Here is a 25,515-nt window from a genome sequence, read left to right on the forward strand (position 1 = left end):
TGGGGACCGTGACAGCACGACTGATCGTCTCACTGTCCGGAACCTCCGACCGCACCCTGACCGCCAGCGCCGAGTTCGCCGACGAGCTCGGCGCCCGCGGGGTGCCCCTGACCGTCCTGGTCGCCCCCGGCCTCACCGGCCCGGAGACCAACGCCTGGGTCCGCACCGCGGGCAGCGTCCTGGTCCACGGCTGGAACCACGCGGCCAACCCGGCGGTCCGCCGCAGACGGGCGGAGTTCGCCGCCCTCCCCGCCCACGAGTCCGCCCTCCGCCTGACCGCCGCGATGGCCGCTGTCGAACGGGCCGGCCTGGCGGTCGACGGCTTCACCGGGCCGCGCTGGCAGGTGTCCGAGGGCGCGCGCAGCGCGGTGCGGGCCCGGGGTCTGCGCCTGTGCGCCGACCAGGTGGACGTGCACGACCTGGTGACGGGCATCCGGCACCGGGGCCGGGTGCAGAGCCTGCGCGGGGGAGAGCGGGCCGAGATGGTGCGCTGCTTCGCCCTGGTCCTGGCCGCCGCCCGGACGGCCCGCCGAGGCGGCCTGCTGCGCCTGGCGGTCGACGTGGCCGACCTCCAGCGCCCCGGCCACCGCCAGGCGGTCCTGGACGCGGTGGACACGGCGTTGGACCACGACGCTGTGCCCAGCACCTACCTGGGCCTGCTGGGCACGATCCTGGTGCCGGAGCAGCGGACCCCGCTGACCCTCCCGGACCGGATCCGCGGCTAGCGGATTCCCCACAGCCCGCGGACGGCTTCCGCCGCGTCCACCCGGCCCTCGCCGTAGAAGTTGTTCTTGGCGGTGGTGCCCGCGCAGCGGGCGTCGGCGCAGGGGAGGTCGTCGGCGTCGGCGGCGAGGCGGGCGCGGAGTTGGGCCGGGGTGGCGCCGGGGATGGCGCTGGCCAGGAGGGCGGCGGTGCCCGCGACGTGCGGGGAGGCCATGGAGGTGCCGGACTTCACGCCGTAGCCGCCGCCGGGGACGGTGGAGTAGACGGCCTCGCCGGGGGCGGCGACGGTGATCTTGTCGGTGCCGAAGTTGGAGAACCCGGACTTGGTGTTCTCCGCGCCGATCGAGGAGACCGCGACGATGCCGGGCATCTCGGCGGGCGCGGTCCGGCAGTCGTTGGTGATCGGCCTGGTCGTCGGGGTCGAGTCGTTGGGGCTGGAGCCGTCGGTGGTCTTGGCCGCCAGGTCGTAGTTCGCGTTGCCCGCGGCGACCACGTGCAGCACGCCCCTGCCCTCGGCGTAGGCGGTGGCCCGCTCGATGCCCTCCAGGATGGCGGCCTGGTCGGGGTCGCTCGGGCAGTGGAACTGCCACGGGTCGGTGAAGTAGCTGTTGTTGGTCACCTCGAAGCGCTGGTCGCCCGCGAAGACGAAGGCGCAGATGGTGTTCTCCGCGAAGAACAACTGCGTGCCCGGCTCGGCGACGCGCACCGACGCGATCTTCACCGTGGGCGCGACGCCGATGGCGCCCACGCCGTTCTTGGCCGCGGCGATGGTGCCAGCGACGTGCGTGCCGTGCGTGCCGACCTCGCGCCAGGAGCCGGGCCGGGTGTCGAGCCTGCCGTAGGCGCAGGAGGCCGACTGGGTGGCGTCGAAGTTCGGCTCGAGGTCGTGGTGCTGGTCGTCGACGCCGGTGTCGAGCACGCCGACGGTGACCGAGCGGGAGCCGGTGTCGACCGCCCAGGCCTTGTCCGCGCCGATCTGGGTCATGTCGGCGCGCGTGGTCTCGGCCTCGCTCGGGGTGGTCTGGGCGGGCGCGGGCGGGATCGCCGGGTCGGCGGCGGCGGCCGGGACGTCGCTCGTCCTGGTCGCGCCGACCTGCTGGACCCCCTTGGCGGCGCGCAGCCGCTCGGCGAAGTCGGTGGCCGTGGAGTGCGCGACGACGACACCGATCTTGTCGTAGGAGGCGAACACTTCGCCCCTGTTCGCCACGACCGCCTTCTTCGCCCGCGCCGTGGCGTGCGGCGAGGTGATGACCAGGTACGACCGCAGCCCGCCAACAGGCGCGGCGACTGGCGCGGCGGTGCTGGGTGGCTCTTGCTCGACGGACGCGGGCGCCGGGACGGCCGTGGCGGTGAGCAGGCAGACGCCGAACGCGGTGGCGGTGGCCGCGCGGCGGAGCCTGGCGGGTCGGCGCAGGAACACGGGTGTCCTCCGAGTGGGTCAACGGCGCCCGGGCAGGGTGGGCACCGTCGTCCATCAGACCCCACCGCGGCCGGTTCGGGACATCGGCGCGCCGATGATGTAACCGGACGGCGGATCAGACCTCGGTCGTGTCGCGCAGCGTCAGCACCGACACGGTCGACCCGGCGGGCGCCATCGCCCCGAACCGGTTGTGCGACATGTCGATGCCCGCGCGGCTGAGGGTCTGCTCGTGGATCGGCACCGCCACCCTGGGCGCGACGGCCCGCAGGAACTCGACCGCGTCGCCGAGCTTGAGCCAGGGCGCGCCGGTCGGCAGGCCGAGCACGTCCACGGCGGCGCCGGGCACGTGGAACGAGTCGCCCGGGTGGTAGAACGCGCCGCCGTCGACGAGGAACCCCAGGTTGGGCGGCACCTCGATCTCCGGGTGGATCTGCGCGTGCTCGCCGCCGACGGTCTCGACCACCGCCCCGCCCACCTCGAGCCGCTCGCCGACCCCCACGACCGTGCCGGTGACCCCGGACTTGGCCGCCTCGGCCGCGCTCGCCGCGTCGAACACCACCCGGGCGTGCGGGTTGGCCCGCACCAGCTCGGCCAGCCTGCCGCCGTCGAGGTGGTCGGCGTGCATGTGGGTGACCAGGACGCCGTCGAGGTCGCGCAGGTCCTCGAACCCGCTGGAGAACGAGCCGGGGTCGACCAGGATCCGCGCGGCGCCGGTTTCCAGCAGGACGCAGGAGTGCCCGAAGTGCGTGACCTTCACGCCGCCCAGGGTACGGCGTAGCTTGGGGTCCATGACGAGCGTGCAGTCGACGACCACCACTTTCGATTCGCTCAACCCGGCCACCGACGAGGTGGTGGGCACCCACCCGGTGCACACCGCCGAGCAGGTCGGGGCGGCGGTCCGCCGAGCCGAGGCCGCGGCCGCGTGGTGGGCGTCGCTGGGCTTCGACGGCCGCGCGGAGCGGCTGCAGCGCTGGAAGGGAATCATCACCCGCCGCGCCGCCCAGCTCGCCGACGTGGTGCACGCCGAGACGGGCAAGCCGCACGCGGACGCGATGATCGAGATCATCTTGGCCATCGACCACACCGCGTGGGCGGCGAAGAACGCGCGCAAGGTCCTGGGCGCCAAGCGCCGCTCGCCCGGCCTGCTCATGTCGAACCAGGCCGCGTGGGTGGAGTACCAGCCGCTCGGCGTCGTCGGCGTGATCGGCCCGTGGAACTACCCGGTCTTCACCCCGATGGGCTCGATCGCCTACGCGCTGGCCGCGGGCAACGCCGTGGTCTTCAAGCCCAGCGAGCACACCCCCGGCGTCGGCCAGTGGCTCGTCGACACCTTCGCCGACGCGGTGCCCGAGCACCCGGTCTTCCAGCTCGTCACCGGCTTCGGCGAGACCGGCGCGGCGCTGTGCCGCGCGGGCGTCGGCAAGCTGGCGTTCACCGGCTCCGCGGCCACCGGCCGCAAGATCATGGCCGCCTGCGCCGAGACCCTGACCCCGGTGCTCATCGAGGCGGGCGGCAAGGACGCCATGCTGGTCGACGCGGACGCCGACGTCGACGCAGCCGCCGACGGCGCGCTGTGGGGCGGCATGTCCAACGCGGGCCAGACCTGCGTCGGCATCGAGCGGGTCTACGTCCACGAGCAGGTCTACGACAGCTTCGTCACCACCCTGACCGAGAAGGCCAAGGACGTCCGCGCGGGCAGCGACAGCGGGGCCAAGATCGGCCCGATCACCATGCCCGCCCAGCTCGAGATCATCCGCGGGCACATCGCCGACGCCATCCGCTCCGGCGGCCGGGTCCTGCTGGGCGGCACTGTCGGCGACCGCTACGCCGAGCCCACCATCCTGGTGGACGTCCCCGAGTCCTCGGAGGCGGTCCAGGAGGAGACCTTCGGCCCCACCCTGACCATCACCAAGGTCAAGGACATGGACGAGGCCCTGGACAAGGCCAACGCCTCCAAGTACGCCCTGGGCGGCTCGGTCTTCGCCAAGGCCAAGGGCATGGAACTGGCCCGCAAGCTGCGCGGCGGCATGACCTCGATCAACTCGGTCATCTCCTTCGCGGGCGTCCCGTCGCTGCCCTTCGGCGGCGTGGGCGACTCCGGCTTCGGCCGCATCCACGGCCCCGAGGGCCTCCGCGAGTTCGGGCGCCCCAAGGCCATCACCAGGCAGCGCTTCGCCGCACCGCTGACGCTGACCACCTTCGCCAGGACGGCCAAGGTGGACGCGCAGGTCGCCAAGCTGATCACCCTGCTGCACGGCAAGCGGCGCTGAGCGCGGAGAAGGGCCCGGCGAAGTGCTCGCCGGGCCCTTCTCCGTCGTCGGTCAGCCGAAGAGCTTCGGCAGGGTGCCTTCCCAGGCCTCGCGCAGCTCGGTCAGCGGGATGACCCCGATGTCCTGGATCTCCAGGGCGTTCGACTCCGGGTCCACCACGCCGGTCCGCCGGACCGGCAGCCCGCGGACCTTGCACATCTCGGTGAAGCGCAGCTCCTCCGACCGGGGGACGGCCACCAGCACGCGCCCGGCCGACTCGCTGAAGAGCTGGACGAACGCGTCCTGGTCGGGGTCGAGGAAGACCCGGGCGCCGGTCTGGCCGATCAGGACCGTCTCGACCAGCGTCTGGGCCAGGCCGCCGTCGGACAGGTCGTGGGCGGCGGTGACCATGCCGTCGCGGGAGCCCGCGACCAGCACCTGGCCCAGCAGCTTCTCCCGGGCCAGGTCGACCCGCGGCGGGGTGCCGCCGAGGTGGCCGTGGACCTCGTGCGCCCACTCCGAACCGCCGAACTCGTCGTGCGTGTCGCCGAGCAGGAGCAGGGTCTCGCCCGCCTCGGCGCCGATGCCGGTCGGGATCCGGCGGCGGACGTCGTCGATGACGCCGAGGACGCCGACGACCGGGGTCGGGTGGATGGCCGTGGTGCCGGTCTGGTTGTAGAAGCTGACGTTGCCGCCGGTGACCGGGATGCCCAGCTCCTTGCAGCCCTCGGCCAGGCCGCGCACGGCCTGCTCGAACTGCCACATGACGCCCGGGTCCTCGGGGGAGCCGAAGTTCAGGCAGTTGGTGACCGCCAGCGGCTCAGCACCCGAGACGGCGACGTTGCGGTACGCCTCGGCCAGCGCCAACTGGGTGCCGGTGTAGGGGTCCAGCTTCACGAACCGGGCGTTGCAGTCGGTCGCCAGGGCGACGCCGCGGCCGGTCTGCTCGTCCACCCGGATCATGCCGGAGTCCGAGGGCTGGGCCAGGACGGTGCCGCCCCGGACGTACCGGTCGTACTGCTCGGTGACCCACTTGCGCGAGGCCAGGTTCGGCGACGCGGCCATCCGGAGCACGAGCGCGCGCAGCTCGTCCGGGGTGGACGGGCGGGGCAGCGCCTCCGGGCCGTTGGCGACCAGCGCGTCCTGGTAGTCGGGCCGGGCGATCGGCCGCTCGTACATCGGGCCCTCGTGCGCGACGGTGCGCGGCGGCACGTCGACCACGGTCTCGCCGTGCCAGGTGATCACCAGGTGGTCGCCGTCGGTGACCTCGCCGATCTCGGTGGCGATGACGTCCCACTTGGCGCACACGCGCATGAAGGCGTCCACGTCGGACGGCTTCACCACCGCGCACATCCGCTCCTGCGACTCGCTGGAGAGGACCTCCGCCGGGGTCATCCCGGTGGCGCGCAGCGGGACCTTGTCCAGCTCGACGCGCATGCCGCCGTCACCGGCCGAGGCCAGCTCGGACGTCGCGCACGACAGGCCGGCGCCGCCGAGGTCCTGGATGCCGACCACGATGCCCTCGCGGAACAGCTCGAGGCAGCACTCGATGAGCACCTTCTCGGTGAACGGGTCGCCGACCTGGACGGCGGGCAGCTTCTTGCGCGCCGAAGATCCGCTTGCGGGGTCGAGCGTCGATTCAGTGCCGCCCTCGTCGCCGGAGAAAGTAGCGCTGGCCAGCACGGACACGCCGCCGATGCCGTCGAGACCGGTGCGCGCGCCGAAGAGGATGACCTTGTTGCCGGTGCCCGAGGCGTGCGCCAGGTGCAGGTCCTCGGCGCGCATCGCGCCCACGCACAGCGCGTTGACCAGCGGGTTGCCCTGGTAGGAGGCGTCGAAGACGACCTCGCCGCCGATGTTGGGCAGGCCGAGGCTGTTGCCGTAGCCGCCGACGCCCGCGACGATGCCGGGCAGCACGCGCTTGGTGTCGGGGTGGTCCGGCGCGCCGAAGCGCAGCGGGTCCATCACCGCGAGCGGGCGGGCGCCCATGGCCATGATGTCGCGGACGATGCCGCCGACCCCGGTCGCCGCGCCCTGGTAGGGCTCGACGTAGGACGGGTGGTTGTGCGACTCGAGCTTGAAGGTGACCGCCCAGCCGTCGCCGATGTCGACCACACCCGCGTTCTCGCCGATGCCCGCGAGCATCTTGGCCTTCATCTCCGGCGTGGTGTTGGCCGACCAGTGCCGCCAGTGCACCTTGGACGACTTGTACGAGCAGTGCTCGCTCCACATCACCGAGTACATCGCCAGCTCGGCGTCGGTGGGGCGGCGGCCGAGGATCTCGCGGACGCGGGCGTACTCGTCGTCCTTGAGGCCCAGCTCGCGGTAGGGCTGCTCCTGGTCGGGAGTGTTCTTGGCGTTGTCGACCGTGTCGGTCACGCGCTCACCACCTGGTCGAGGAGAGACAGGAACATGCCCAGGCCGTCGTCGGACGGGCCGGTGAGCGCGTCGATGGCGTGCTCGGGGTGCGGCATGAGGCCGACGATCCGGCCGGTCGCGTCGGAGATGCCCGCGATGTGGTTGACGGACCCGTTGGGGTTGCCGCCGACGTAGCGGAACACCACCCGGCCCTCGCCCTCCAGCTCATCCACAGTGGACTGGGAGGCGGTGAAGCGGCCGTCCTGGTTCTTCAGCGGAATGATGATCTCCGCGCCCGCGTCGTAGCGCGAGGTCCACGGGGTGGTGTTGTTCTCCACCTTGAGCCACTGGTCGCGGCAGACGAAGTGCAGCTCCGAGTTGCGCAGCAGCGCGCCCGGCAGCAGCCCGGCCTCGCACAGCACCTGGAACCCGTTGCAGATCCCGAGCACCGGCAGGCCCTTGCGGGCGGCGTCGACGACCTCGCCCATGACGGGGGCGAAGCGGGCGATCGCGCCCGCGCGCAGGTAGTCGCCGTAGGAGAACCCGCCGGGCAGCACCACGGCGTCGACCTGCTTGAGGTCGGCGTCACCGTGCCACAGCGGCACGGCCTCGGCGCCGGACGCGGCGATCGCGCGCAGCGTGTCGGAGTCGTCGAGGGTGCCGGGGAAGGTGACCGCCCCGACCCTCACGACTGCACCCGCCGGACGACGAAGTCCTCGACAACGGGGTTGGAGAGGAAGCCCTCGGCGATCTTGTCGAGCGTGGCGTCGTCGACCGAGTCGTCGACCTCCAGCTCGAAGTGCTTCCCCTGGCGGACGTCGGACACCCCGGTGAACCCCAGCCTGGGCAGCGCGCGCGCGACGGCTTGCCCCTGGGGGTCGAGGATCTCCGGCTTGGGCATGACGTCGACGACGACTCGGGCCACGGTCGGCTGCTCCTGATTTGCGTTCGGCCGGTACTGGCGAAGAGTACCTGACCTGGGCGTTCACCTCCGCACCGCCGCCCACCAGCGGCGCGGCCGCGAGACCGGGCGTTCGCCTGCCGCGAGATAGCTGGACCGGGGGCGCCCGCGGGGACAGGGTGGGGGACATGCGAGTTCTGGTTCTGGGTGGCACGCGGTTCGTCGGCCGGGCGGTCGCGGCGGAGGCGGTGGCGCGCGGGCACGAGGTGCTCTGCGCGGCGCGCGGCCTGGCCGGGCCGGTCCCGGACGGCGCGCGGCTGGTGGTGGTCGACCGGGACGCCGTCGACGGCCTGGCCCCGCTGGCCGGTCTGGGCCGCTTCGACGCCGTGGTCGACCTCGCGCCGATCTCCTACGACTGGGTGAGCCGGGCGCTGGCCGCGCTGGCCGACCGGACCGCGCACTGGACGTTCGTCTCCTCGATCAGCGTCTACGCCGACCCGGCGGCGACCCCGGCGGGGGTGGCCGACCCGCTGCTGCCGCCCCGGGCCGAGCACGGCTCCCGCGACCTGCTCGCCACCGACCCCGACCGCTACGGGTCGATCAAGGTCGCCAGCGAGAACGCCGTGCGCCGGGCCGCGGGCGAGGACCGGTCGCTGGTCGTCCGCGCCGGGCTGATCACCGGGCCCGGCGACGAGCACGACCGGTTCGGCTACTGGCCCGCGCGGATGAGCCGGGGCGGGCGGGTCGTGGTCCCTGACTCCGACCAGCCCAGCCAGTTCGTCGACGTGCGCGACCTGGCCCGCTGGATCGTCGACGCGGGCGAGCGCGGGCTGACCGGCACCCACGACGGCATCGGGCCCGCGACGCCGCTGCGGGACCTGCTCGCCGCCATCTCCGAGGCTGTCAGCGCGGACGTTGACCTGGTGCCGGTCGCGCCGCGGCGGCTGACCGAACTGGGGGTGGCCGCCTGGTCGGGGCCCCGGTCGCTGCCGCTGTGGCTGCCCGACTCCCACCGGAACATGACCAACCGCGACCCCGCGCCCGCCGCGGCGGCGGGCCTGGTCTCCCGGCCGCTGGCCGAGGTGGTGGCGGGCGCGCTGGACCACGAGCGCGCCCTGGGCCTCGACCGGGAGCGCAAGGCCGGGCTGACCCCGGACCAGGAGCGCGAGGTGCTGGCCGCGCTCGACTCGTAGTCGCCAGGTGGCTGCGCCACCGGGCCAGAGGGGGCACTATCGACCGGCCGGCCTGACCTGGCCGGCCCCACCGGCCTTGGAGGCCAGCTTGGCAGCGCAGCCGCAGGAGTGGTTCGACTACATCGTCGTCGGGGCGGGCAGCGCGGGCTGCGTGCTCGCCGCCCGGCTGAGCGAGGACCGGGACGTCTCGGTGCTGCTGCTGGAGGCCGGGGAGCCCGACGACGCGGACGAGATCCACATTCCGGCGGCGTTCGCCTCGCTGTTCAAGACCCGGTGGGACTGGAACTACGCGACCACCGAGCAGAAGCACATGGGCGGGCGCTCGGCGTACTGGCCGCGCGGGCGGATGCTCGGCGGCTCGTCGTCGATGAACGCGATGATCTACATCCGGGGCAACCGGGCCGACTACGACGCCTGGCGCGACGACTTCGGCGCCACCGGCTGGGGCCACGACGACGTGCTGCCCTACTTCGTCAAGGCCGAGGGCAACACCCGCCTGGGCGGCCCGCTGCACGGCTCCGACGGGCCGCTGCGCGTCGAAGACCGCCGCTTCACCCACGAGCTGACCACGGCCTGGCTCGACGCCGCGGTCGACTCCGGGCTCAAGCGCAACGACGACTTCAACGGCGCCGAGCAGGATGGGGTCGGCCTGTACCAGGTGACCTGCCGCGGGGGCCGCCGCTGGTCGACCGCCGACGCCTACCTGCGCCCGGCGCTGGCGCGCGCGAACCTCACCGTGCGGACCGGGGCGCTGTGCTCCCGCGTCGTGCTCGACGGCTCGCGGGCCGTGGGCGTGGAGTACCTGAGCGGCGGGCGGACCACCACCGTCCGCGCGGAGCGGGAGGTGCTGCTGTCCGGTGGTGCGATCAACTCCCCGCAGTTGCTCATGCTCTCGGGCATCGGCCCGGCCGAGCACCTGCGCGAACTGGGGATCGACGTGGTGGTGCCGCTGCCCGGCGTCGGCGAGAACCTGCACGACCACCCGGCGTCCCCGGTGATCTGGCTGACCAAGGGCACCAGCGACCTGACCGACGCCCTCACCCCGGCCCGGCTGGCGCAGTGGCAGGCGCTGGGCCGCGGCCCGCTGTCGTCCAACATCGGCGAGGGGGGCGGGTTCATCCACACCCGCGACGGGCTCGCCGCCCCGGACATGCAGTTCCACATCGCGCCGACGATGTTCTACGACAACGGTCTGCGCGAGGCCCCCGCCCGCGGCTTCACCACCGCCACAACGCTCGTCGCCCCCGCCAGCCGGGGCACGCTGCGGCTGCGCTCGGCCGACCCGCGCTGGCGGCCGCTGCTCGACCCCGCCTACTACGCCGACCCCGCCGACCTCGAGGCCCAGGTCGCGGCGACGAAGACGCTCATCGAGATCGGCGAGCACGCCGGGCTGCGCCGCTTCCTGGCCTCGCCGTACCTGCCCGAGCGCCCCGTGGACGGCCGCGGGCTGACCGACGACGACCTGGCCGAGCACGTGCGCACCTGGACCCAGACGCTCTACCACCCGGTCGGGACCTGCGCGATGGGCTCCGGCGAGGCCGCCGTCGTCGACCCCGAACTGCGGGTGCGCGGGGTCCAGGGACTGCGCGTCGTGGACGCCTCGGTGTTCCCGGTGATCCCGCGCGGCAACACCAACGCGCCGACGGTCATGCTGGCGGAGAAGGGTGCCGACCTGGTCACCGGCTGACTCCACTGTGGCCAAACCGGCGCCCACCGGGTGAAGATGGCGCGCATGCCGACGCAGACGAACGAAGACGAGCCGAGGCTGACCGCGTGGGAAACCCGCACGGATCTGCCGCTCACCGGCCTGGCCGTGCTGTTCCTGGTCGCCTACGCCTGGCAGGTGCTGGACGGCGGGGCCACGCCGTGGGTGCGCAGCCTGCTGGAGGTCGTGCTCTGGATCATCTGGGCGGTCTTCGCCGGGGAGTACCTGGTGCGGCTGACCATGGCCGAGCGCAAGGGCCGGTTCGTCTGGCGGCACCTGTTCGACCTGCTCGCGGTCGCGCTGCCGATGGTGCGCCAGTTGCGCGCACTGCGGCTGATCACCGTGTTCAAGGTGCTCAACCGCCGCCTCGGCGCGGACTTGCGCGGCAAGGTCGGCGTCTACGTGGCCGGGACGACCGTGCTGGTGGTGTTCTGCTCGGCGCTGGCCGTGCTGGACGCGGAGCGGACGAGCCCGGACGCCAACATCACCACCTTCGGCGACGCCGTCTGGTGGACCATGGCCACGATCTCCACCGTCGGCTACGGCGACCGCTACCCGGTGACCACCGAGGGCAGGCTGGTCGCGGTGAGCCTGATGGTCGGCGGGATCGCGCTGCTCGGCGTGGTCACCGGGGTGATCGCGTCCTGGTTCGTGGAGAAGATGACCGGGATCGAGCAGAACGTCGAGGAGGCGACCCGCGTCGAGATGGAGGCGCTGCGGGCCGAGATCCGGGAGCTGCGCGCGTCCGTCGCCCCCGAGGACCGCCCTGCGGTCACGCCCGCACCGGGTGCTCCGCGGCCGACCGACCGCTCACCTGACCGCTGATCCGGCGCAGCGCCTCGCCGATGTCCGAGGTCGGGACATCTCGGTGTGTGACAAATCGCACACCACCGGGCACGGCGGCGGCCAGCACCCCGACCTGGTCGAGCATCGCCAGCGCCACCCTGGTGTCCGGGACCTCGGCGAGCACGATGTTGGTCTCCGGCCGCACCACCGCCCAGCCCAGCTCGGTGAGCCCGTCGGCCAGCGAGCGCGCGTTGGCGTGGTCGACCTCCAGGTCGGCCATCCGCTCCAGCGCGAGGATGCCCGCCGCGGCCAGGACACCGCCCTGCCGGACCCCGCCGCCGAGCATCTTGCGCACCCGCCGCCCCTCCCTGACCAGGGCGGACGGCCCGGCCAGCACCGAGCCGACCGGGGCGCCGAGGCCCTTGCTCAGGCACACCTGGACGGTGTCGACGCCCACCGCCAGCGCCGCGGGCGGCACGCCGAGCGCCACCGCCGCGTTCCACAGCCGGGCGCCGTCGAGGTGCACCCGCAGGCCCGCCTCCTTCGCGGCGGAGACCAGGCGGGCGTGCTCGTCGGGCGGGGTGACCGCGCCGCCCGCGAAGTTGTGCGTGTTCTCCAGGCAGAGCAGCCGGGTGCGCAGGGCGTAATAGGGCGCGCTCGGGGTGGCCATGGCGCGCACGTCCTCGGCGGCGAACCGGCCGGGGCCCGCGGTCCACTCCAGCGGGTGCGGCATCCCGCCCGCCAGCCACGCGGCGCTGCCCAGCTCGGCCTCGAGGACGTGCGAGCCGCGGGCGGCGAGGAACCGGTCACCCCGGTTGAGGTGCAGCATCAGCGCGATCAGGTTGCCCATGGTCCCGCTGGGCACCCACAGCGCCGCCTCCATGCCGACCAGGGCCGCGACCTCGTCCTCGAGCCTGCGCATGGTCGGGTCGTGGTCGAGCACGTCGTCACCGACCTCGGCGGCCGACATCGCCACCCGCATCATCTCGTCGGGCTGGGTCACGGTGTCCGATCGGAGGTCGATCGCGCGCACGGTGGTCACGATCTGATGACACCACACCGGTGGCCCGCCCACGCGGCGCGCGCTCCGGTAGGGGTGGCATAGGTCTCATCGGGGGTCCGTGCAACCTTTGTGCGGGGCACGTCCGTCCCCCCATCGGAACGAACGAGCGGAGAGCGTCCGCGTGGAAGAGCGCGAGGAGCAGGATTTCGCGGAGTACTTCGCCGCGAGGCGGGAAGCCGTGCGGCGGACCGCCTACATGCTCTGCGGTGACTGGCACCGTGCGGACGACCTGGCGCAGACCGCGTTCGTCGCGCTGCACCGCCGTTGGCGCAAGATCCGGGACCGCGGGGCCCTGGACGCCTACGTCCGGCGCAGTGTGGTCCGCGCGATGATCGACGAGACCCGCCGCCCCTGGCGGCGGGAGCGCGGGGTCGACCAGGTGCCGGAGGTGCCCGCCGCCGACCGGGAGGTCGGCGACGCGGTCGCCACGCGGTCGACGTTGCTCGAGGCGCTGGCGCAGGTGCCGCCCAGGCAACGGGCGGTGCTCGTGCTGCGGTTCCTGGAGGGGCTCGACGTCGCGGCCACCGCGGCGGCGATGAAGTGCTCCGAGGGGACCGTGAAGAGTCAGACGGCGCGCGGGCTGACCGCGCTCCGCGAGGTCCTGGGCGACGCCCTCGACGATCTGAGGTCGGCGCCGTGACCGGCACGACGAGGAGGTGGGGCTAGCGATGGACGAGCGCGAGCTCTCCGACATGTTCGACGCGGCGGTCCCGGCGGCCCCCCCGGCGTCGTTCGGCGCGGACGACGTGGTGGCCGAGTCGAACCGGCTGACCCGCAAGCGCAATCGCGTGCTGGCCGGGTCCGCCCTCGGCGTCGTGCTGCTCGCAGGCGCCTCGGTCGTCGGCGTGAGCGTGTGGAGCACGACCCAGTCGAACGACAACACGGTCTCGGTCGCCACCCTGCCCGGCAACGGGAACCAGGAGAACGGGAGCGGACCGGTCCCCGAGCAGCCGGGCGGCAACAGCGGCCCGCGCATCCTCGAGGGCACGCGGAACTCCCCGACGGGCACGCCTTTGCAGGGGGGCGAACCGTCGGGGGACGCCGGCGCTGATGCCGGCGGCACCCCTGGTGGGTGCGGAACGGCGGACCGGGAGCTCGCCAACGCCCTCGCGGGCGGGCTCCCGGCCGCCACTTCCGCCGCGGGCTCGGCGGTGCGCTCCCCGCTGACCTGCCCGAGCGGCGCCCGCTCGGCCGCCGTGGTCGCGCAGAACGGCCCCAGCCGGGGCCTGCTGTCGATCATGCTGGTCCCGGCGGGCGCCGCCCAGGTCCAGCAGCCCCCGTGGGACAGCCGCCCGGACGGCACCACCGGCATCGTGCTCAAGACCGCCTCCGGGGCCAGCCTGGTCCTGGCCGAGGAGGGCATGGACGGCTCGGCGGGCCCCCCACTGGACGACACCGCGCTGCGCGAACTCGCCCAGAAGCTGGCGGCGGGTCTCTGACCCGGTCTGGCAGCATCGCCCCCACCATGCACCCACCACCCACCACGGCCAGATGACCACCGCGAGCACCCCCAAGGGGGAGCGCCGCAGACACGCGCTGATCGAAGCCGCCGTCGCCCTGATGGTCGAGGGCGGCTTCGACGCCGTCCGCCACCGAGCCGTGGCCGAACGCGCAGGCCTGCCCCTGGCCTCGACGACGTACTACTTCGACTCCCTCGACGAGCTGATCACCTCCGCCCTGGAGTTCCACGGCCGCGCCGAACTGACCAGGGGCCGCGCCGCCCTGGACGAGCTGGCCGCCCCGGACACCGGCACCGGACAACTCCTGGACCTGGTCATCGACCTGCTCCTGGGCCCGAGGAACAACGACGACGACGCCGAGATGGTCCTGCTCCGCTACGAACGCCTCATAGCCACCGGCCGCCGCCCCTACCTGCGCGAGCTGACCCTGGGCCTGGGCCAAGAACTCCGAGGCCTCCTGGCCGAGGCCTTCACCCGCTGCCGAACCCCCATCACCCCCGCCCGCCTGGAGCAACTCATCGCCCTGGTGGACGGCGCGGTGGTCAACGCCCTCATCGAGGTCAACCCCGACCCACGAGGCCGAGCCCGCCACATGCTCCAAGACTTCCTGGACTGAAGAGCCACCACCAAGCCCCCCGCTCTTGCCCTCACACAGCGCATGATCGTCGTAGGGGTCCCCGGGCTCACGCATTCACCCCAACGAGCAATGCCCGCGAATCCCCCGGCTTTTGAGGCCCGAGCGCAGCGCCGACTAGGCTCGCCCCCCGTGACCGCAGCGCAGAAGCCCCGCATCCCCAACGTCCTCGCCGGGCGCTACGCCTCAACCGAGCTGGCCACCCTCTGGTCCCCCGAGGAGAAGATCCGCCTGGAGCGCGAGCTCTGGCTGGCCGTCCTCACCGCCCAGTCCACCCTCGGCGTCGACGTCCCCCAGGGCGCCATCGACGACTACCGCCGCGTCCTCGACCAGGTGGACCTGGACAGCATCGCCGCCCGCGAGCGGGTCACCCGCCACGACGTCAAGGCGCGCATCGAGGAGTTCAACGCCCTCGCCGGTCACGAGCACGTGCACAAGGGCATGACCTCCCGCGACCTCACCGAGAACGTCGAGCAGCTCCAGGTCCGCCGCTCCCTCGAGCTGGTCCGCACCCGCGTCGCCGCCGTCCTGGGCCGCTTGGCCCGGCTCGCCACCGAGCACACCGACCTGGTCCTGGCGGGTCGCTCGCACAACGTCGCCGCGCAGGCCACGACGCTGGGCAAGCGGTTCGCCACCGCGGCCGACGAGCTGCTGGTCGCCTTCGCCCGGCTCGACGAGCTGATCACCCGGTACCCGCTGCGCGGGGTCAAGGGCCCGGTCGGCACCGCCCAGGACATGTTCGACCTGCTCGGCGACGAGGCCAAGCTGGTGGAGCTGGAGCGGGTCGTCGCCGAGCACCTGGGCTTCGCGCACCGGTTCACCAGCGTCGGGCAGGTCTACCCGCGCTCGCTGGACTACGAGGTCGTCACCACCCTGGTCCAGGTCGCCGCCGCCCCGTCCAGCCTGGCCAAGACCATCCGGCTGATGGCGGGCCACGAGCTGGTCACCGAGGGCTTCAAGCCCGGCCAGGTCGGCTCCTCGGCAATGCCGCACAAGATGAACACCCGGTCCTGCGAGCGCGTCAACGGCCTGGCCGTGATCCTGCGCGGGCACGCCTCGATGGTCGGCGAGCTGGCGGGCGACCAGTGGAACGAGGGCGACGTGTCCTGCTCGGTCGTGCGCCGGGTGGCCCTGCCGGACGCCTTCTTCGCCCTCGACGGCCTGCTGGAGACCTTCCTGACCGTGCTCGACGAGTTCGGCGCCTACCCGGCCGTCGTCGCCCGCGAACTCGACCGCTACCTGCCGTTCCTGGCCACCACCAAGGTCCTGATGGCCTCGGTCCGGGCCGGGGTCGGCCGGGAGACCGCGCACGAGGCGATCAAGGAGAACGCCGTCGCGGTGGCGCTGGCCATGCGCGAGCAGGGCCTCGACCGCAACGACCTGTTCGACCGCCTCGCCGCCGACGAGCGCGTCCCGCTGGACCGGGCCGGGCTGGACGCGCTGGTGGCCGACCGGGTGTCGTTCACCGGGGTCGCCGGGGGGCAGGTGGCGGCCGTGGTCGCCCGCGTCGCCGAGGTGCTGGACCGCTTCCCCGACGCCGCCGGGTACGCGCCGGGGGCCATCCTCTAGAACGCCCAGGACCACCCGGCGTTGTCCTGCAGGGTTCCTGGTCGGAAGACGACGCTGCCCTTGGGGAACCGCGTGTCCAGGACGATCTCGCCCCGGTAGACCTGGCCCTGTTTCACCAGGTCGGGCAGGTACCGGCTGCCGGGCAGGCACCTGTTGGCCGCCGCGGTCTGCAACGGGCTGGTGTCGAGGTCGCCGCTCGGGTCGATGACCTTGAAGTCGGCGCTGTTGAGGTCGTGGAGCGTGGCGCCGTCGTAGTTCGGGCCGGTCTCGGCGGTGACGGTGATGGCGATGAAGTGCCCGTTGGCAGGCTTGGTCGCGGCCCGGCCGGTGCACTTGGGGTCGACCACGATCTTGTCGAAGCTGAAGCTCACCATCAGGCCGAGCGCGTCGTTGCGGATGCCCGCCTGCTCGCCCCACTGCTTGGGCAGCAGGCTCAGGACGCGGGGGGCGGTCGGCTCGGGCTTGGAGCCGGTCTGGTGGATGTTCGCGGACGGGCCGGGGACCCCCTCGACCACTGTCGTGCAGGCAGTCGTCAGCGCGGTGGCCGCCCCGACGAGCAGGACCGTCCGGAGGCGCACGGGTTCCTCCCCTCGCGTAAACGTGCCGCCTATTCTCGCATGTCACGGTACTTTACCGAGGTGACAACGGTTTCCGCGCTCTTTTGCTACCCGGTGAAGGGTTTCGCCGCCGTCGCGCTCGACCGGGCCGAGGTGTCGGTCACCGGCGTCGTCGGCGACCGGGCGCTCATGGTGGTCTCGGCCGAGGACGGCGTGTTCCTCAGCCAACGCGTCCTGCCCGCGATGGCGACGGTCCGGCCGGAGTTCGTCGACGGCGGCCTCCGGCTGACCCGCGGCGGCAGTTCGACCGAGGTGCGGGTGGTCCTCGACGGGCCGCGGCGGCAGGTCAGCCTCTTCAAGCACTGGTTCGGCGAGGCCGTCGACCAGGGCGAGGACGCGGCGCGCTGGTGCAGCGAGGCGCTGGGCAGGCAGGTGCGGCTGGTCGGGGTGGCCCCCGAGCACGACCGCGACGGCTGGGGCGAGCACCCCGGCAAGATCGGGTTCAGCGACGCGCACGCGCTGTCGATGATCTCCGAGTCCTCTTTGGACGCTCTGAACGAGCGGATCGCGGGCAGCGGCGGCAGGCCGGTGCCGATGGACCGCTTCCGCCCCAACGTCGTCGTCTCCGGCTGGGCCGAGCCGCACACCGAGGACACCGTGCGCGAGCTGGGCATCGGCACCGCCGACCTCGGCTTCTCCACCAAGGCCATCCGCTGCGCCGTCCCCACCGTCGACCAGCGCACGGGCGAGCGCGACGGCCCGGAGCCGACCCGCACGCTCGCCTCCTACCGCCGCGAGCCCGACTTCGGCGGCGGCGTCAGCTTCGGCGCCAAACTGGCGGTCCTGACCCCGGGCACGATCGCCGTCGGCGACCGGGTGCGGGTCCGCCGCTGGGCCGCGGGCTAGGTCGTGTTTCGGAAGTCGGTTCGACGAGAGTCGTGATCGGGGTGGTTCGGTGGCGGTGCGGGGTGGAGGTGCCTTCACCCCGTGCCGTCAGGGGCCGCGTCCGGCGCGGCTATCGCGAACAGCGGCTCCCGAACACGACCTAGCGACCGATCTGCTTGTTGGACTTGCCCTTGATCGCGCCGTAGGCGGCGACGCCCACCGTCGCCACGGCGGCGATGATGAGCAGGGTGCCGATCGCCTTGAACACGAAGCCGATCACGCTCAACGCGATCCAGATCACGATGATCGCGCCGATGATCTTGAGCAGCATGGTTCCTCCCCTGGTGCACTCAGCCGGTCAACGAGCCCGGGCCGTCGATCGTTCCCAGCCAGGGTCCCAGCCTGCGCAAGCCCTCCCGCACGTCCTCGCTCGACCCGGCGAAGGAGAACCGGATCGAGCGACCGCCGTCGGCGGGGTCGAAGTCGACACCGGGGACGACGGCGACGCCCGTGTCGGCGAGCAGGCGCTTGCAGAAGGCCATCGAGTCGTGCGTCAGGTGGGACACGTCGGCGTAGGCGTAGAAGGCGCCGTCGGCGGGGGCGACGCCGGTGATGCCCAGGTCGGCGAGGCCGTCGAGGAGCAGTCGGCGGTTGGTGGCGTAGCGGGCGACGTGGCCGTCCTGCTCGGCGTAGGCCTCGTCGGTGAAGGCGGCGACGGCGGCTCGCTGCGACAGCGCGGGCGGGCAGATGGTGAAGTTCGCCGTCAGGCAGGACACGGCCGCGCGCAGCCGCTCGGGGACCAGCAGCCACCCCAGCCGCCACCCGGTCATCCCGAAGTACTTCGAGAACGAGTTGACCACGATGGCCTCGCGCGAGTGCGCCCACGCCGTCGCCGTCTCGGCCCCGTAGGAGATGCCGTGGTAGATCTCGTCGCTGACCAGCCGCACCCCGCGCTCGGTGCACCACCCGGCGATGGCGGCCAGCTCGGCGGGGGCGAGCACGGTGCCGGTCGGGTTCGCCGGGCTCGCCACGATCAGCCCGTCCAGCGGCCCGGCCGCCTCGAGCGCCTCGACGGTGGGCTGCAGGCACGCCAGCTCGACGACCTCGCAGCCCAGCGCGGTGAGGATGTTGCGGTAGGCCGGGTACCCGGGCCTGGTCAGCGCGACCCTGGCGCCGACGTCGAACGCCGACAGGAAGGCCAGCAGGAACCCGCCGCTGGACCCGGTGGTCACCACGACGTCCTCGGCGGAGACCGGCTCCCCGTACCAGCGCCCGTAGTGGCCCGCGATCGCCTGCCGCAGCTCGGGGATGCCCAACTGCTCGGTGTACCCAGGGTCGGCGGCGATCGCCTCGACCGCCGCCGCCCGCACCGCCTTCGGCGCCCCGGTCGAGGGCTGCCCCGCCGCGAACGACACGACATCCCCGTGCGTGCGCTGCCTGGCGTTGGCCGCGGACAGGACGTCCATGACGTAGAACGGGGGGACCAGCGCGCGGTTCGCGACCCCGAGCAGGCGGGAGCTGTGCATTGTCGGAGCCTAGGCCGTGTTGTGGGGGGGCCGTTGGCGGCGTTGGAGTCCCGGTTGTTGATCGCGTTGGGGTTTCCGCTGGACTCGTGCTGGATGGTCTGGGCGTCCGCCTCGGACACGGCGACGCCGTGCTCGCGCAGCTCGGCGATCGCTTCCTGGATTTACTGCTGGACATCGCCCGGGGCTGACCGCTGGGATCGGAACCGCCGGATGACCTGCCGGAGCTCGCCGGGGCGGTGTTCACGCGCGCCGGATCGGTGCCGACGACCGGCGTCGGAGTCCACTCGATGTTCTTGCCGGGGCCGGGGACGCAGGGCCTGACCGTGGCGTCGACCTCGCCGACGGAGTCGTTCGCGGCGGTCCCGGCGGTGGTAAGGCGGGTGCCGGTGGCGGCGGGCTGGACCTGGTAGAGCTCGGTCGCCTCGTCGGCGAGCCGGCCGAGCTGGGCAGCGCGCCGAAGACCCCGGCGTCGACGTTGACCGGCAGGCCGTCGCCCGCCGCGGCGATCGGACCGGCCTGGCCGGACACGGCGGCCCGGCACTGTTCGATCGCCTTCAGGTTGATGTTGGAGCCCGTCACGGGTCGACCCCTGAGCACAGGTCAGACCTCTTCGAGCAAATCCCACACACAGGCGGCCAGGCGCGCGTTGTCCGCGGGCGCGACGGTGCTCCACATGCGCCCGTCGGCACTGGGCTTGGCCAGGTAGAGGTAGCGGCCCGCCTCCGTGTCGTGGAAGGACACCACCCGCTCGGCGCGGCGGCGGCGCTGGTCGCGGCGCGACACCCGGGTCGCGCCGAGCTGCCCGCGCACGGTGGCCCCGCTGGCCATCGCGGCCAGGGTCTGCGCATCAGCCAGCATGACCCCGTTCTGGTACAGCGTGGTGACCATGCCCTGCGGGGAGCCGTCGGCGGCCTTGTCCGCCTCCAGCAGCAGGTCGGTGGGCAGGCTGACCGACCGCCCCGGGCCCGCGGGGACCTCCCCGGCGATGGACACGGCCGCCTCGGCCAGCGCGGTGGCCCTGGTCGGGATGAGCCAGACCTCCGCGCGGTCGACAGCGGCCAGCAGCGCGTCGTCGCCCCCCGCCACCGCCAGCGCCCGGATCTCGCGGTCGGTCCACACCCAGCTGTCCACGCTCACCCTGGCGTGGGCGAGCAGCGCCAGCCGGTCGGCCAGCTCGGGCGCGGCCCGGCCCGCCTTGGCCAACCCGCGCTCGGCGAGGCTGGTGAGAGCCGCCTCGACCAGGTCCGCGCGCTCGGTGTGGGTGGCGCCGGGGCTGGGGACGTCGATGGCGACGTGCCTGCGCGGGAGCCGCTCGGACTCCCAGAGCACGTCGAACTCCAACGCCGAGAGCACGACAGAGCCGGTGGTCAAGGGGTGGGCCTCACTCGTCCTGGCCGAGCACGGGGTTGACCACGAGCCGCTCGTCGCCGAAGACGTCGTCGGAGTCGATCCCGTACTTGCGCACGTGCTCGTCATCATCCTCACCGGGCGCACCCGCACCCGCGGCGGGGGACATCACCGACGACGGACCACGCCCACCCCGGCCCGCCCCCAGCTTCTCGGCGTTGCGCGCGGCCCTGGCCTGCTCCTCCGGCGCACCCGCGATCGGCGACCGATTCTTGCCCTCGGCCCCGTCCGGCGTGACCCCCTTGGCGCCACCCGCGGCCCCACCAGCGGCACCGCCCCCGGCCGCACCGCGCACGACCCGGTCCCGCTCCAGCGCCGCACCCGCCGCCGCGCCCGCCCCACCGGCGCCCGCGATCCCGGCCGCCGTGGCCGCGCCGTCCATCATGCCGAGACCGGGCCGGAGCCCGCCGAAGTTCGAGGCGCCCTGCACGGGCAGGCCGCCCGGGTTGCTGCCGGTGGGCCCGATCCCCGCCAGGCGCCCGGGCCCGTTCGGCGAGTTCGAGCCGGGGCTGCCGGGGCTGTTGGCGTTGCCGGAGTTGCCGTTCGACCCCGCCGACCCACCGCCGCCACCGCCCCCCGGGAACGCCCCGAACTGCCCCGATCCACCACCGGGCACACCAACCGACCCCGGAGCCCCAGGCGCCCCACCGCCCCCACCCGGGGTGAAGGTCGCCGAGTTGACGGTGAAGCTCTGCGCCGACGTGCCCCCCTGCGCCCCCTGCGGCTGCGCCACCAGGTCCAACCCCGGCGGCACCGGCAACGACTGCGCCCCCGAGATCGCCGCCTGACTCCCGTTCTTGTACTCGTTCATCGCCGCGGCCGCCGCATCATGCGCCTGCTGCCGCTGCTGCACCTCATGTGCGTGATCAGTAGTCCACCCGAACGCCCCAGCCGCCTTGTCCCACACGCTCTGCTGCGTGTCCCCCCGCAGCTCCCCACCCTGCGGCGCCGACCGCGAGGTCGAGGCGAACACCGACCCCTGCTCCCCAACCTGAGACGCGGAAGCCGCCACCACCGGCCCCGCCTCCTCGGCGTAAACCCCAGCCTGCTGAGTCGCCTCCTGCCCACCCTGGGACGCGGCGCCCTCCCACTCGACCCCGATCCGAGCCAACTCCGTACGCAACGTCCGGTCGGTCTCCTCGAGGCTCACCGCGATCTGCTTGAGCGCCCGGACCGCCTCCTCCAGCGAGGAGCCGCCCGGGCCCTGCCGCAGGCCGTCCAACTGGGCGGCGAGGGCGGGGTAGCTGTAGCCCTCGAACCGCAGGTTGCCGAGTCCGTGATCCTGGCCCATCTCAGCCCCTCACCTCGATGCCTGGAGTGTGGTCATGGCCAACCCTGCGGCCTGCTCGCTGAGCTGGCACACCTGGTCCTGGGAGAACTTCCCGGTGGTGATCGGGGTCATCCTGATCACAAGCTGCTGCCCCTCAGCCACATCGACACTGGTCGAGCAGTCAATCGACTCGCCTTCACCAGGTAGGTGATACTGCGCCGCGGCGTAACCCTCAACGCTTACCAGCTTCGACTCGACGTTCCGCTTGCCCTCCAACCAAGGCCCGATTCCCTCGGTGGTCACGACGGTGGCCGTGTAGCTGTAGCTGTTGCCTTGGTCGAAGACGTTGAACATGCAGTTCTTCGCGCCCTCGAACGCGCCGCCGTTGGTACCGGGCAGGAAGCGGGAAACCTTGATCTGCTTGAGCTGGTCCTTGGTCATGACCGCACACGGGTCAACCGCGTCCAACCTCAGCTCGGCAGGCCGTGCCGGAAGGTTCGGCGATGTGGGCTCGGCACTCCCCCCGCCACCGCCCCCCGACTCCGTCGGAGCGGGGTCACGCATGGGCGCGGGGCTGCCCGCCTCGGTGTTCGTGCACCCGGCCAAGCCCACCGCCAACACCACGACGGCGGTAGCCAACAGGCCACGACTAGACAACGGCCGAACCCCCGAGCGCGGAGGCCACCTGGTCCTCGTTGTACCCGTACTCCCTGGCGGACTCTGTGAGCTGGGCGACGAGGTTGTCCAGCCCAGCCACGTAGTCCCGTACGCGCTTGGCATAGGAGTCCCCGTTGCGCACCAGGAGCTGGTTCCACTCCTTGGCCATCCGGACACTGACCTCGTCCTCGCCCGGCGGGGCGACTTCCAGCTTCTCCAACGCTGCGGTGTACGTCGCGCGCAGCTCGTCCGCCTGGTTTTGGATGATCTTGGCGGCGGCTAGGACGTTGTCGTGGTTTACGACGAAGTGGCCGCCGTTGGTGGGGGTGTTCTGGGTGAGGTTGTTGAGCAGGGTGCTGACCGTGCCGAGGACGGACCCAACGGCGGCGAGTGGGTTGATTTCCATGTCACGGGACCCCCGTACGCATCGTGACTGTGTCGTCTCCGTCGGCAGGCTACCAATGGGCTGGTGGGACCTACTTGAGGTTTGACGCAGAAACGCGGTCGGGGGTTCCTACAACTGGCCCGCGACCGGGACGCCGATCTCGCCGTCGGCGGCCTTGAGGGCGATGTCGGTGCGGTGGTGGGAGCCGGGGAGGTGCACGGCGGCGACCTTGGCGTACGCGTCCTCGCGGGCGGCGGCCAGGTCGTCGCCGGTGCCGACGACGGAGAGGACGCGGCCGCCCGCGGAGAGGAGGGCGCCGTCGTCGCGGCGGCGGGTGCCCGCGTGGAGGACGCCTTCGGTGTCGGCTCCGGTGATGACGTCGCCGGTGCGGGGGCGGCCGGGGTAGCCGTCGGCGGCGATGACGACGGTGACGGCGGAGCCGTCGGACCAGTCCAGGGGTGGGTGCTCGGCGAGGCCGCCGGTGGCGGCGGCGTGCAGGAGGGTCGACATGGGGGAGCGGAGCAGGGCCAGGACGGCCTGGGTCTCCGGGTCGCCGAAGCGGCAGTTGAACTCGATGACCTCGGGGCCCTTGGCGGTCAGGGCCAGGCCCGCGTAGAGCAGGCCGGAGAACGGGGCGCCGCGGCGGGCCATCTCGTCGACGACCGGGCGGATGACGCGGGCGACCACGTCCTCGACCAAGCCCTCGGGGGCCCAGGGCAGCGGGGTGTAGGCGCCCATGCCGCCGGTGTTGGGGCCCGCGTCGCCGTTGCCGACGCGCTTGAAGTCCTGGGCGGGTTGCAGCGGGATGATGGCGCCGGTGGCGTCCACCAGGCAGAACAGCGACACCTCCGGCCCGTCGAGGAACGACTCGAGCAGCACCGGGTGGCCGCTGTCGAGCAGCGTCATGGCGTGCGCGCGGGCGGCGGGCAGGTCGGTGGTGACCACGACGCCCTTGCCCGCGGCGAGGCCGTCGTCCTTGACCACCCAGGTGGGGCCGAAGCGGGCCAGGGCGGCGTCGAGGCGGGCCGGGTTGTCCACGACCTCGCTGTGCGCGGTGGGGACGCCCGCGGCGGCCATGACGTCCTTGGCGAACGCCTTGGACCCCTCGATTCGGGCGGCGGCGGCGCTGGGGCCGAAGCAGGCCACGCCCGCCGCGCGCAGGGCGTCGCCGACCCCCGCGACCAGCGGGATCTCCGGCCCGACGACGACCAGGTCGGCCTTCCAGCCGGTGGCCAGCTCGACGACGGCGGCCGGACTCGCGGCGTCGACGCCGTAGGACTCCGACAGCGCCGCGGTGCCCGCGTTACCCGGCGCGCAGGCCAGGGCGGTCACCTCGGGGTCCCTCGACAACGCGAGGACGAGGGCATGTTCGCGGGCGCCGGACCCGATCACCAGGACTCGCACGGGTGCAGAGCCTAGAGGTTATCGCCCGAACGGCGGTAATCGAAGCCGTCCGCACCAGCCGTTAACGCACCCGTGAAGCCCCGGACGCCCCCCGGTGGCCGGGATGACGGCGGCCGCCGAAAGGGTGGTCGCGACACGCCCCGGCAACCACGACGTGGAGGACTTGATGCCGGTTACCCGGACCCTGGGAGTCGCAGTGAGCGCCCTGGCACTGCTCGGCACCGCCACCCTGTCCTCCGCGACAGCGACGCCGGAGGCCACCGACCGCCGCCCCGGCGGCGGGGAGCACGCCAAGCCGCTGGTGATCGGGCACCGGGGCGCTTCGGCGTACCGCCCCGAGCACACCCTGGCGGCCTACGAGCTCGCGGCGCGGATGGGCGCGGACTACATGGAGCCCGACCTGGTCTCCACGAAGGACGGCGTGCTCGTCGCCCGGCACGAGCCGGAGATCGGCGGCACGACCGACGTCGCCGCGCACCCCGAGTTCGCCGGCCGCAAGACCACCCGCGACCTCGACGGCGTGGCGGTCACCGGCTGGTTCACCGACGACTTCACCCTGGCCGAGCTCAAGACGCTGCGGGCGACCGAGCGCATCCCGAACGTGCGCCAGGAGAACACGATCTACAACGGCCGCTACGAGATCCCGACGCTGCAGGAGATCATCGACCTGCGCAAGCGGCTCTCGCACGAGCTCGGCCGCGAGATCGGGATCTACCCCGAGACCAAGCACCCGACCTACTTCCAGCGGCTCGGCCTGGCGCTGGAGGCCCCGCTGGTGCGCACGCTCGACCGCAACGGGCTCAACCGCAAGAACGCCAAGGTCTTCGTGCAGTCGTTCGAGGTGGCCAACCTCAAGGAGCTGAACAAGAAGCTGCGCGTGCCGCTGGTGCAGCTCACCTCGGCGTCCGGACGGCCCTACGACTTCACCGTCGCGGGCGACCCGCGCACCTACGCCGACATCGTCAGCGCCAAGGGCCTGCGGGAGGTCGCGGCCTACGCTGACGGGATCGGCCCGGACAAGAACCTGGTCATCCCCAAGGACGCGGCGGGCAACCTGGGCGCGCCCACGGCGCTGGTCCAGAACGCGCACGCGGTGGGCCTCGAGGTCCACCCGTACACCTTCCGCGCGGAGAACACGTTCCTCCCGGTCAACCTGCGCTCCACCGGCACCACCTCGGACTACGGCGACCTGTTCGCCGAGCTCGACGCCTTCTGGCGGGCGGGTGTCGACGGCGTGTTCAGCGACAACCCGGACGTCGCCGTCGCCTCCCGCGCGGAGACCTTCGCGCGCCGCTAGGCCTCGCCTGGCTCGAACGAGCGCACCACCGGGTGACCCGTCGCCCGGTGGTGCGCTGTCGCGTGC

25 protein-coding genes are annotated in these 25,515 nt (G+C 73.0%); 11 read left to right on the top strand and 14 right to left on the bottom strand.

The annotated features are described in order from the left end of the window. Positions 1-8: 8 nt before the first annotated feature. Complete coding sequence (locus tag GCL84_RS06925; RefSeq protein ID WP_197523069.1) at positions 9-725, top strand: DUF2334 domain-containing protein; 717 nt, start codon at positions 9-11, stop codon at positions 723-725. On the opposite strand, the gene GCL84_RS06930 is transcribed toward GCL84_RS06925, so the two are convergent. Together GCL84_RS06930 and GCL84_RS06935 are read right to left on the bottom strand one after the other, a co-directional pair. After that, positions 722-2,143, bottom strand: coding sequence for a S8 family serine peptidase (locus tag GCL84_RS06930; protein WP_156754530.1), 1,422 nt, complete (start codon positions 2,141-2,143; stop codon positions 722-724). The genes GCL84_RS06925 and GCL84_RS06930 overlap by 4 nt on opposite strands. A 115-nt stretch (positions 2,144-2,258) precedes the next feature. Then, positions 2,259-2,900, bottom strand: a complete 642-nt coding sequence (locus GCL84_RS06935; protein ID WP_156754531.1) for an MBL fold metallo-hydrolase — start codon at positions 2,898-2,900, stop codon at positions 2,259-2,261. Between the two features lie 31 nt (positions 2,901-2,931). Between GCL84_RS06935 and GCL84_RS06940 the strand changes: the two genes are divergently transcribed. Next, complete coding sequence (locus GCL84_RS06940) at positions 2,932-4,413, top strand: aldehyde dehydrogenase family protein (RefSeq protein ID WP_156754532.1); 1,482 nt, start codon at positions 2,932-2,934, stop codon at positions 4,411-4,413. Positions 4,414-4,464: 51 nt separating this feature from the next. Here the strand turns inward: GCL84_RS06940 and purL are convergent, their stop codons facing one another. The 3 genes from purL to purS are packed head-to-tail and all read right to left on the bottom strand — an operon-like array spanning position 4,465 to position 7,675. Then, positions 4,465-6,771 carry a phosphoribosylformylglycinamidine synthase subunit PurL gene (purL, locus tag GCL84_RS06945; protein WP_156754533.1) on the bottom strand — a complete coding sequence of 769 codons (2,307 nt, stop codon included), beginning with the start codon at positions 6,769-6,771 and terminating at the stop codon, positions 4,465-4,467. Next, positions 6,768-7,439, bottom strand: coding sequence for a phosphoribosylformylglycinamidine synthase subunit PurQ (purQ, locus tag GCL84_RS06950; protein ID WP_156754534.1), 672 nt, complete (start codon positions 7,437-7,439; stop codon positions 6,768-6,770). Before purQ ends, purL begins: the two co-directional genes overlap by 4 nt. Continuing rightward, a complete protein-coding gene (purS, locus tag GCL84_RS06955) occupies positions 7,436-7,675 on the bottom strand; it encodes a phosphoribosylformylglycinamidine synthase subunit PurS (protein WP_156754535.1) in 240 nt (79 codons plus the stop codon). Before purS ends, purQ begins: the two co-directional genes overlap by 4 nt. Before the next feature lie 164 nt (positions 7,676-7,839). On the opposite strand from purS, the gene GCL84_RS06960 reads away from it, so the two are divergent. The 3 genes from GCL84_RS06960 to GCL84_RS06970 all read left to right on the top strand — a co-directional run bounded on the left by GCL84_RS06960 (position 7,840) and on the right by GCL84_RS06970 (position 11,374). Then, a complete protein-coding gene (locus GCL84_RS06960; RefSeq protein WP_156754536.1) occupies positions 7,840-8,844 on the top strand; it encodes an NAD-dependent epimerase/dehydratase family protein in 1,005 nt (334 codons plus the stop codon). A gap of 88 nt (positions 8,845-8,932) precedes the next feature. After that, positions 8,933-10,531, top strand: coding sequence for a GMC family oxidoreductase (locus GCL84_RS06965; RefSeq protein WP_156754537.1), 1,599 nt, complete (start codon positions 8,933-8,935; stop codon positions 10,529-10,531). A 45-nt stretch (positions 10,532-10,576) separates the two neighbouring features. Continuing rightward, positions 10,577-11,374, top strand: coding sequence for a potassium channel family protein (locus GCL84_RS06970; protein ID WP_156754538.1), 798 nt, complete (start codon positions 10,577-10,579; stop codon positions 11,372-11,374). Here the strand turns inward: GCL84_RS06970 and GCL84_RS06975 are convergent. Then, positions 11,322-12,377: a threonine aldolase family protein gene (locus GCL84_RS06975; protein WP_156754539.1), complete on the bottom strand. Its 1,056-nt coding sequence runs from the start codon at positions 12,375-12,377 to the stop codon at positions 11,322-11,324. The genes GCL84_RS06970 and GCL84_RS06975 overlap by 53 nt on opposite strands. 142 nt (positions 12,378-12,519) lie before the next feature. On the opposite strand from GCL84_RS06975, the gene GCL84_RS06980 reads away from it, so the two are divergent. The 4 genes from GCL84_RS06980 (at position 12,520) to purB (ending at position 16,061) form a co-directional block, all read left to right on the top strand. Next, on the top strand, positions 12,520-13,038 hold the full coding sequence (locus tag GCL84_RS06980) for a SigE family RNA polymerase sigma factor (protein WP_156754540.1): 519 nt from the start codon (positions 12,520-12,522) through the stop codon (positions 13,036-13,038). A 28-nt stretch (positions 13,039-13,066) separates the two neighbouring features. Next, positions 13,067-13,837: a hypothetical protein gene (locus tag GCL84_RS06985; protein WP_156754541.1), complete on the top strand. Its 771-nt coding sequence runs from the start codon at positions 13,067-13,069 to the stop codon at positions 13,835-13,837. A 52-nt stretch (positions 13,838-13,889) separates the two neighbouring features. Beyond that, entirely contained in the window at positions 13,890-14,474 is a 585-nt protein-coding gene (locus GCL84_RS06990) for a TetR/AcrR family transcriptional regulator (RefSeq protein WP_156754542.1), read from the top strand. A 150-nt stretch (positions 14,475-14,624) separates the two neighbouring features. Continuing rightward, positions 14,625-16,061: an adenylosuccinate lyase gene (purB, locus tag GCL84_RS06995; protein ID WP_235926043.1), complete on the top strand. Its 1,437-nt coding sequence runs from the start codon at positions 14,625-14,627 to the stop codon at positions 16,059-16,061. Here the strand turns inward: purB and GCL84_RS07000 are convergent. After that, complete coding sequence (locus GCL84_RS07000; protein WP_156754544.1) at positions 16,058-16,639, bottom strand: hypothetical protein; 582 nt, start codon at positions 16,637-16,639, stop codon at positions 16,058-16,060. The two genes, purB and GCL84_RS07000, sit on opposite strands and share 4 nt — an antisense overlap. A gap of 60 nt (positions 16,640-16,699) precedes the next feature. Between GCL84_RS07000 and GCL84_RS07005 the strand changes: the two genes are divergently transcribed. After that, positions 16,700-17,524, top strand: coding sequence for an MOSC domain-containing protein (locus GCL84_RS07005; RefSeq protein ID WP_235926044.1), 825 nt, complete (start codon positions 16,700-16,702; stop codon positions 17,522-17,524). A 139-nt stretch (positions 17,525-17,663) separates the two neighbouring features. Here GCL84_RS07005 and GCL84_RS29140 read toward each other — a convergent pair whose 3' ends face one another. From GCL84_RS29140 to purD, 7 genes are all read right to left on the bottom strand, one after another. Next, positions 17,664-17,834 (bottom strand): hypothetical protein, encoded by a 171-nt coding sequence (locus GCL84_RS29140; RefSeq protein ID WP_197523070.1) that lies wholly within the window; start codon positions 17,832-17,834, stop codon positions 17,664-17,666. A 19-nt stretch (positions 17,835-17,853) separates the two neighbouring features. Then, positions 17,854-19,029, bottom strand: a complete 1,176-nt coding sequence (locus GCL84_RS07010; protein WP_156754546.1) for an aminotransferase class I/II-fold pyridoxal phosphate-dependent enzyme — start codon at positions 19,027-19,029, stop codon at positions 17,854-17,856. 600 nt (positions 19,030-19,629) lie between these two features. Continuing rightward, a complete protein-coding gene (locus tag GCL84_RS07015; RefSeq protein ID WP_235926045.1) occupies positions 19,630-20,400 on the bottom strand; it encodes an ESX secretion-associated protein EspG in 771 nt (256 codons plus the stop codon). Positions 20,401-20,410: 10 nt separating this feature from the next. Further along, positions 20,411-21,727: a PPE domain-containing protein gene (locus GCL84_RS07020; RefSeq protein ID WP_156754548.1), complete on the bottom strand. Its 1,317-nt coding sequence runs from the start codon at positions 21,725-21,727 to the stop codon at positions 20,411-20,413. Positions 21,728-21,736: 9 nt separating this feature from the next. Next, on the bottom strand, positions 21,737-22,330 hold the full coding sequence (locus GCL84_RS07025; protein WP_268891334.1) for a DUF3558 domain-containing protein: 594 nt from the start codon (positions 22,328-22,330) through the stop codon (positions 21,737-21,739). Between the two features lie 25 nt (positions 22,331-22,355). Continuing rightward, positions 22,356-22,769 carry a PE domain-containing protein gene (locus GCL84_RS07030; protein ID WP_156754550.1) on the bottom strand — a complete coding sequence of 138 codons (414 nt, stop codon included), beginning with the start codon at positions 22,767-22,769 and terminating at the stop codon, positions 22,356-22,358. A 108-nt stretch (positions 22,770-22,877) separates the two neighbouring features. Continuing rightward, positions 22,878-24,152: a phosphoribosylamine--glycine ligase gene (gene purD, locus GCL84_RS07035; RefSeq protein ID WP_156754551.1), complete on the bottom strand. Its 1,275-nt coding sequence runs from the start codon at positions 24,150-24,152 to the stop codon at positions 22,878-22,880. Positions 24,153-24,318: 166 nt separating this feature from the next. On the opposite strand from purD, the gene GCL84_RS07040 reads away from it, so the two are divergent. After that, positions 24,319-25,449, top strand: coding sequence for a glycerophosphodiester phosphodiesterase (locus tag GCL84_RS07040; RefSeq protein WP_156754552.1), 1,131 nt, complete (start codon positions 24,319-24,321; stop codon positions 25,447-25,449). Positions 25,450-25,515: the final 66 nt, after the last annotated feature.

Origin of the sequence: Actinokineospora pegani (assembly GCF_009745975.1) — a bacterium.
GTDB lineage: Bacteria > Actinomycetota > Actinomycetes > Mycobacteriales > Pseudonocardiaceae > Actinokineospora > Actinokineospora pegani.

Bases quoted from the DNA above. Each gene is read 5' to 3' on its own strand.
- GCL84_RS06940 (WP_156754532.1), top strand. From the start codon at position 2,932: ATGACGAGCGTGCAGTCGACGACCACCACTTTCGATTCGCTCAACCCG.
- GCL84_RS06960 (WP_156754536.1), top strand. From the start codon at position 7,840: ATGCGAGTTCTGGTTCTGGGTGGCACGCGGTTCGTCGGCCGGGCGGTC.
- GCL84_RS06970 (WP_156754538.1), top strand. From the start codon at position 10,577: ATGCCGACGCAGACGAACGAAGACGAGCCGAGGCTGACCGCGTGGGAA.
- GCL84_RS06985 (WP_156754541.1), top strand. From the start codon at position 13,067: ATGGACGAGCGCGAGCTCTCCGACATGTTCGACGCGGCGGTCCCGGCG.
- GCL84_RS06990 (WP_156754542.1), top strand. From the start codon at position 13,890: ATGACCACCGCGAGCACCCCCAAGGGGGAGCGCCGCAGACACGCGCTG.
- GCL84_RS29140 (WP_197523070.1), bottom strand. From the start codon at position 17,834: ATGCTGCTCAAGATCATCGGCGCGATCATCGTGATCTGGATCGCGTTG.
- GCL84_RS07010 (WP_156754546.1), bottom strand. From the start codon at position 19,029: ATGCACAGCTCCCGCCTGCTCGGGGTCGCGAACCGCGCGCTGGTCCCC.
- GCL84_RS07020 (WP_156754548.1), bottom strand. From the start codon at position 21,727: ATGGGCCAGGATCACGGACTCGGCAACCTGCGGTTCGAGGGCTACAGC.
- GCL84_RS07030 (WP_156754550.1), bottom strand. From the start codon at position 22,769: ATGGAAATCAACCCACTCGCCGCCGTTGGGTCCGTCCTCGGCACGGTC.
- GCL84_RS07040 (WP_156754552.1), top strand. From the start codon at position 24,319: ATGCCGGTTACCCGGACCCTGGGAGTCGCAGTGAGCGCCCTGGCACTG.